Annotated in this window: 7 protein-coding genes; 5 read left to right on the top strand and 2 right to left on the bottom strand. The window is 35.6% G+C overall.

Annotated elements, in window-relative coordinates; genetic code table 11:
* Positions 1-3 precede the first annotated feature (3 nt).
* Entirely contained in the window at positions 4-936 is a 933-nt protein-coding gene (locus M9949_13595; GenBank protein MCO5252436.1) for a hypothetical protein, read from the top strand.
* A 10-nt stretch (positions 937-946) separates the two neighbouring features.
* Positions 947-2,131: a YCF48-related protein gene (locus M9949_13600; protein MCO5252437.1), complete on the top strand. Its 1,185-nt coding sequence runs from the start codon at positions 947-949 to the stop codon at positions 2,129-2,131.
* A 70-nt stretch (positions 2,132-2,201) separates the two neighbouring features.
* Here the strand turns inward: M9949_13600 and M9949_13605 are convergent, their stop codons facing one another.
* Entirely contained in the window at positions 2,202-2,690 is a 489-nt protein-coding gene (locus M9949_13605) for a glutathione peroxidase (protein MCO5252438.1), read from the bottom strand.
* A gap of 123 nt (positions 2,691-2,813) precedes the next feature.
* Positions 2,814-3,773, bottom strand: coding sequence for an SPOR domain-containing protein (locus M9949_13610; GenBank protein ID MCO5252439.1), 960 nt, complete (start codon positions 3,771-3,773; stop codon positions 2,814-2,816).
* A 416-nt stretch (positions 3,774-4,189) separates the two neighbouring features.
* On the opposite strand from M9949_13610, the gene M9949_13615 reads away from it, so the two are divergent.
* From M9949_13615 to M9949_13625, 3 genes are all read left to right on the top strand, one after another.
* A complete protein-coding gene (locus M9949_13615) occupies positions 4,190-4,960 on the top strand; it encodes a hypothetical protein (GenBank protein MCO5252440.1) in 771 nt (256 codons plus the stop codon).
* 11 nt (positions 4,961-4,971) lie between these two features.
* Complete coding sequence (locus M9949_13620; GenBank protein MCO5252441.1) at positions 4,972-5,508, top strand: T9SS type A sorting domain-containing protein; 537 nt, start codon at positions 4,972-4,974, stop codon at positions 5,506-5,508.
* 141 nt (positions 5,509-5,649) lie between these two features.
* Positions 5,650-6,074: hypothetical protein (locus tag M9949_13625; GenBank protein ID MCO5252442.1), on the top strand; the 425-nt coding region annotated here is incomplete at its 3' end.

Genomic DNA, 6,074 nt, shown 5'->3' on the forward strand with positions numbered 1-6,074 from the left:
ATAATGATGAAAATATTAATTTTGTTAGTGTTAATAATGCAACTTAATGCAGAAGCGAAAGATTGGAATATAGTTGAAAATCTAAAAAGCGAGCCATTAACGAAAATAAAATTTAACGACAATGGAATGGGCATTGCATTAGGACCCAGAAGTAATTATTTATATTCGACAGACGCGGGATTGAGTTGGAAGAGACAATACGTCGGAACACATTACCCTTTGAGTGACATAAATTTTACTCCTGATGGCGGCATAGTAATTACAGGCTATTACGGAACAATCGTATATTTTTCAAAACCAGGTGATGAGTTTGAAGATTGGAGTATTGACCCGGTTTTTAATTTAGGGAAATTCACTTATGTGAACACGAACACATTATTGGTATTATCACAAAATTCCTACATATTGCGAAGTACAGATAAAGGAGAATCATGGAAGGCAGTTTCAATTATTGAGCATCCATACTTAACTTCAATTGTGAAAGTGCATGATAAATTATATTTATCAGCATATAATAACGATGCTTCTGCTATTTACGAATCAAGCGATGAAGGTGGAACCTGGAAATTAATTAATATTTTCGAAGGAGAGCAAATCTGGAAACTTCATTATGATGGCAATAAGATATGGGCATTAGGGTCCGATGGTTTGCTTTGTAATTCAACCGATAATTGTTTAACCTGGAATTGGATAAATACGCAAACTAATTATTCTATAAATGGATTTGTGAGCGACAAAAATAATATATGGCTTTATTGCATTTTAAACAATGAGCGAATTATTCTTAATTCACAAGACTCCGGAGCGAATTGGACAGAATTTGACCGCTCCGAATGTCAATATCCAGGGGCAATGTTTCTATATCAAAATAAGTTATTTGTTGCAGAAAATTATAATGGTGTTATTAAATGGAAAGATATTTCAAATTTAAAATAAAGGTGAAAAAATGAAACTGAAATTTATGACAACCTTGCTTACTTTTATGCTATTTGTATGCCCTGCTTTATGTGTAGAAATTGATTGGCAGGAAATAGAATTCCAGAGTGCAGCTGATATTAATTGCATTAAATTCTATGATAGTAATAACGGTTGGATAGCAGGATATGCCGGAACAATTTACAGAACTACTGACGCCGGCGTGACTTGGATTGATTACAGTACCGATACAAACTATATTTTTGTAGAAATATTTTTACTATCCGATGGGACAGGTTGGATAGTTGGTACTGATGGAGCAATATTCAAAGTTAATGCCGAAGGAGAAATAATACAACTCGAAAGCAATTCTACATTACAATTTAATTCCGTATTTTTTCTTGTTAAAAATATTGGCTGGGTAGCCGGAGAAAATGGCATTGTGCTAAAAACTATTGATGGTGGCGAGAATTGGTCCATATTTAAGTATGAAATACCAAATCTGCATTTCTGGTCATTATATTTTTTTGATGAAATGAGCGGCTGGGTAGTCGGTGATATGGGTGCTGTACTAAGTACAACCAATGGTGGCGTAAGTTGGAAAACGCACAAAACTCCTGCGATTTATAGGAATTTAGCTGTTCAATTTCTTGATAAATCGACCGGATGGGTTGCAGGATTTGGATTTATAATTAAAACTACTGATGGCGGTGTAAGTTGGGTGGCTTCGATTGAAACTACAATTTTTATAGTCCCCAATATTAAGATGTTAAATAGCCAAATTGGATGGGCTGCCTTTGATAGAATTTCTGTACTTTTCACTTCTGATGGCGGTGTGACATGGGAATTCATCGAAACGCCGATTAACGCGAGGTTAGGTGGAATGGATTATGTTGATAATAATTTGTACGCCACTTTTGAGGGCGGTAAATTATATAGAGGCTTAAGCACAGTTAGTGTGGAAAATGCCGAATTGAATAATAATTCAAAAATTAATGTTGATTATCTCAATAATCTTATTCAAATTAATTCAATTCAGCCTTTTTCTCTAAATATATTCAATTTAATGGGAGAGCAAGTTTATAATAACAACGAGGTGTTTAATAATGATTTTATATTAGATTTAAGTACATTAAATCTTGCAAATGGTGTTTATATTCTAAACGTTACCACGAATAATGATATAAAAACAGTCAAATTCATCATAAAAGAATAATTTTTAATTAACAATAAAAGCCGCCCCAAATAATGGAGCGGCTTTGAAAATATTCTCACAAGTTCAGAATTTATTCAGCTAACATTTTTTCGATTTGGTCGGTCATTGATTCGGGAGTAGTTTGAGTGCCGATGCGGTCTTGCACGACGCCATTTTTATCCACCAAAAACTTTGCAAAATTCCACTTAATATCCTGAGTTCCCATCGTGCCCTTAGCGTTGCTTTTCAAATATTTATAAAGCGGGTGAGTGTTTTCGCCATTGACATCAACTTTGGAAAACATCGGGAAAGTGACATCGAAATTCGTTTCGCAAAAGTCCTTGATTTCCTGCTCAGTGCCGGGCTCTTGACCGCCAAATTGATTGCAAGGGAATCCCAAAACTACAAACCCTTGGTCTTTGTACTTTTCGTAAATCGCCTGAAGCCCTGTATATTGCTTAGTATAGCCACATTTCGACGCTACATTGACAATTAGCACCACCTTACCTCTGTAGGCGCTCAATGAGACTTCATTGCCTTCAATATCAACGACATTGAATCCGTAAATATTCTCGCTCATCATTTTATCCGACTCCTTTGTTTCGCTCGTACATGAAAAACTCACCACCAAAATTGGCAGCAATACAACTAAAAACATTTTTTTTAAATTCATAGTTTATACCCATTTATAAAATTAAACATATTATTTTTCATAAATCAAAGGCTCGCACCCGCATTGTTGCCCGACGATTATTTTAGCAGCTTCGGCAGCTTCGAGCGAGGAATAATGCCCTATGACAACAGCATATCTCAATCTTCCGGCGATATTTTTCTCCGCAACGGTAGTCCGCATGCGCTTTGCCAAAAATTTCTCTTTTTCCGATTCCGCAGAAGCTTTCTCGTTGTAAATCCCTACCTGCAAGCCGTAAAATATCGCTTTCGGCACATCTTCCGCAATCGTCACATCGCTTATTTCGGGCGAGTCAATTTCCGTAATCGGTGCAACTTCTTGCCTTGGAGCCGGTTCAACTCTCGTTGAAACGGGTTCAGTTCTCGTTGGAGTCGGTTCTGTTCTCAGCTCCGGCAGAATTTCTTTCAATCTATTGTCAATCACAACATTTTCAGCAGGTTTCGAATCTGCCAATCTGTTAGGTGCGGCTTCGGTCGTAAGCGGCTTGAAATCTTGCTTGGCGGGTTCGTCAATAATTGGACGCTGATTTTCAGTTCGGGCAATAGCTTTTGCGTTGCTCTTGGCATATGCGACCGAACTCCTGACAACATCGGCAGCAACCGGCAAGTACGTCGAATAGGGATGCTTAGCACGCAAAATTTCGAGCTCAGACTTAGCCCTGCTCGTATCGCCCCAAATAGCATAATGCTGCACAATGCGCCACTGAGCATCGTCCGCCCACTCACTCGCAGCGTGCTCAGTGACGATACGCCGATAAATGTCCAGCGACAACTTCATATCCTCGACCACACTACCATGCAACAACATGATACCCGGGTCACTCGGATAGCGAGCCAAAAGTTCCGGAATCGCCGACCTCACCTCATCAGTTTTGCCATTCGCCAGCATCTGCAGATGTTGATTCACCTCCCTGCTTTGTGCGAATACATCAAAAGTCCCCAAAAACAAAAATACAACTATCAAAATTTTCATATTATCCTCAAATTACAGCCAACACGCTTACAAAAATGACCATAAGTAATGACGTAAACAAGAAAATTTCTTATAGAAATTTTTTTTGGAGGGTGAAGATTTAAAATATTTTCAATTTTATTTGGAAATACGAAAATTTTTATTATGTTAGTAATGTGACAGAAAGCTCTTTTGAATTTTGTTTTTTGAAATGGAATTCTCGCTATAAATTGAGCCCAAACAGGGCGAAATTTTATTGTTATATTATACAATAGGAGTCACTATGCAAGTACGCAATGAACAAATGCGTCAATTTGACCCAAACCCAATTTTAGGGGGGGGGGGTAACTGCTTTATATTGCAAGAAGTTACCGAAATCACTTGGCAAGTTATGGCTTGCAATTTTTAGCATGATATTATTTGGAGGTACAATATTGATGCCTGTACAAGCGGTTTCGCAGGGGGCTGACTGTCTTAATATTCTACCACCATTGCCTCCGGGTTGTAATAATCCTCAGTGGGTAGATGAACTTCATTATGTCGAAGCAACATATTTTAGTGGTTGTGAAATCAGGATAAATGTAAGAAAAAGGAGTTGTACATATTTTGATCCTATTTGCGGTAAAACACGGACTGTAGTTCAATTTTATGTTGGAGGTATAGATTGGATTATTCCAGACCCACCTGATATATTTAGTCCATGTGGTCAATTGACAAAGCATCTTTTCCCCGGTTGGCCCAATGATTTTGACAATGTCAGGGTGGACAGATTGCAAGAGTTATATAAAAATATACAAGAAGTTTTAGCTGACCAATTATTTATGGACCATTATAATAGTTTAAACCTACTAGATCAACAAACGATGCATTGTGCACCGCCTGACTGTCAAATGCCTGTAGAATGTTCGGCTTTTACTGTACATTATTCAATGCCTAAATGTGTTGCTTTTTGTTATAGCCAATGTTTCATTGATGGTTTATATCATATGTTCATAAACCAAATGAGTTGCACAGATAATTTGGTTTGTTGCTTACATACTAGAAACTATTGTTATTGTCCTGCAACTGAACAAATAAAAGTTGTTGAATCAATTAATACACAAATTGGCTCTTGCGAAAGCAGTGTTTTTGACCCTTCAATGTGTCCCGTAGTTACGCCGAACTGCACTTGGAGAGCCGCTACAGATTGTTCTATCAATTGTGATTAAAGGAGTTTATAATGAAAATTGCAATAATAATAGTCGGTATATTCATTTTGATTGCATCAAGTTTGAATTCTTATGGAAATAATCAAACTATCAAAATGAGTAACTATTCAAAATCAATTCTGAAGACAGAAAGAAATGTAGAACAAACAGTCAATCATGTGGTTTATAGTCCAAAATCAATTGTACAATATGATTTGAAATCTTTGCAAAAATACCCAAATATTGAGAAAAAGACACATGATGGCAGAATTCTTCAAACTTACGATGCTGGTAAAAATTGGTATGAAGTTCATCAAACTATATCTGAGAATATATTTGTTAAATTGTACCCAAATCCTGCTAAAAATCTGATTACAATCGAATCAGAAAGTCATATACAGGATTGTATTATTAAAATCCGAGATTTAACAGGCAAAGTGTTGATTGATTTTAATCAGCCTCAATTACCGGCTCTAGTAGATATATCCGGACTCATAAACGGGACATATTTTATAACTATACAAACAGACGTTGGCAAAACTGCGAACTTTAACTTTATAAAGGAATAAAATTAATAGGATAGGTGTATTCAATTGATGCACATATCCTTAATTTAAGGAACAAAAATGAAATACATCTGCAAACTCTTGATATTAGTAATATTTTCTGTGTCATATTCTTATGCTAATAATATAATATGGGAGAAGAACTTGAATATTCAAGATGTAAAATTAAGTGCAGGTGGATCAAAATTTATACAAATTGATAATGATTTATTTTTAGGTGTACTTACTACCTATATACATGTACCGGAATCTCACAGTTTTGACTTTTATATAGATATTATTAAAATTAATATTGATGGTAATTTATTAAATCATACTAGACGTTTTCATGAAAATCATTCGTCTAATAATATGTTATATGTTTTCGATGTATATCAAGATTCTAATTTGATTTATTTCTATACTTTTTTAGGTTCTATGGTCGGCTATTCTGACCCTTATTTTTGGAGATTTGACATTGGTAATTTCGAGTTCATTGATGTGAAGAAAGATAGCACCTTTGTATCCTTAGATACAAGATATGTTTATAATGATGACAGAATAATACAATTTGGATTTGATAGAAAAAT

Source organism: Candidatus Kapaibacterium sp., from assembly GCA_023957315.1.
Taxonomy (GTDB): domain Bacteria; phylum Bacteroidota; class Ignavibacteria; order Kapaibacteriales; family UBA2268; genus PGYU01.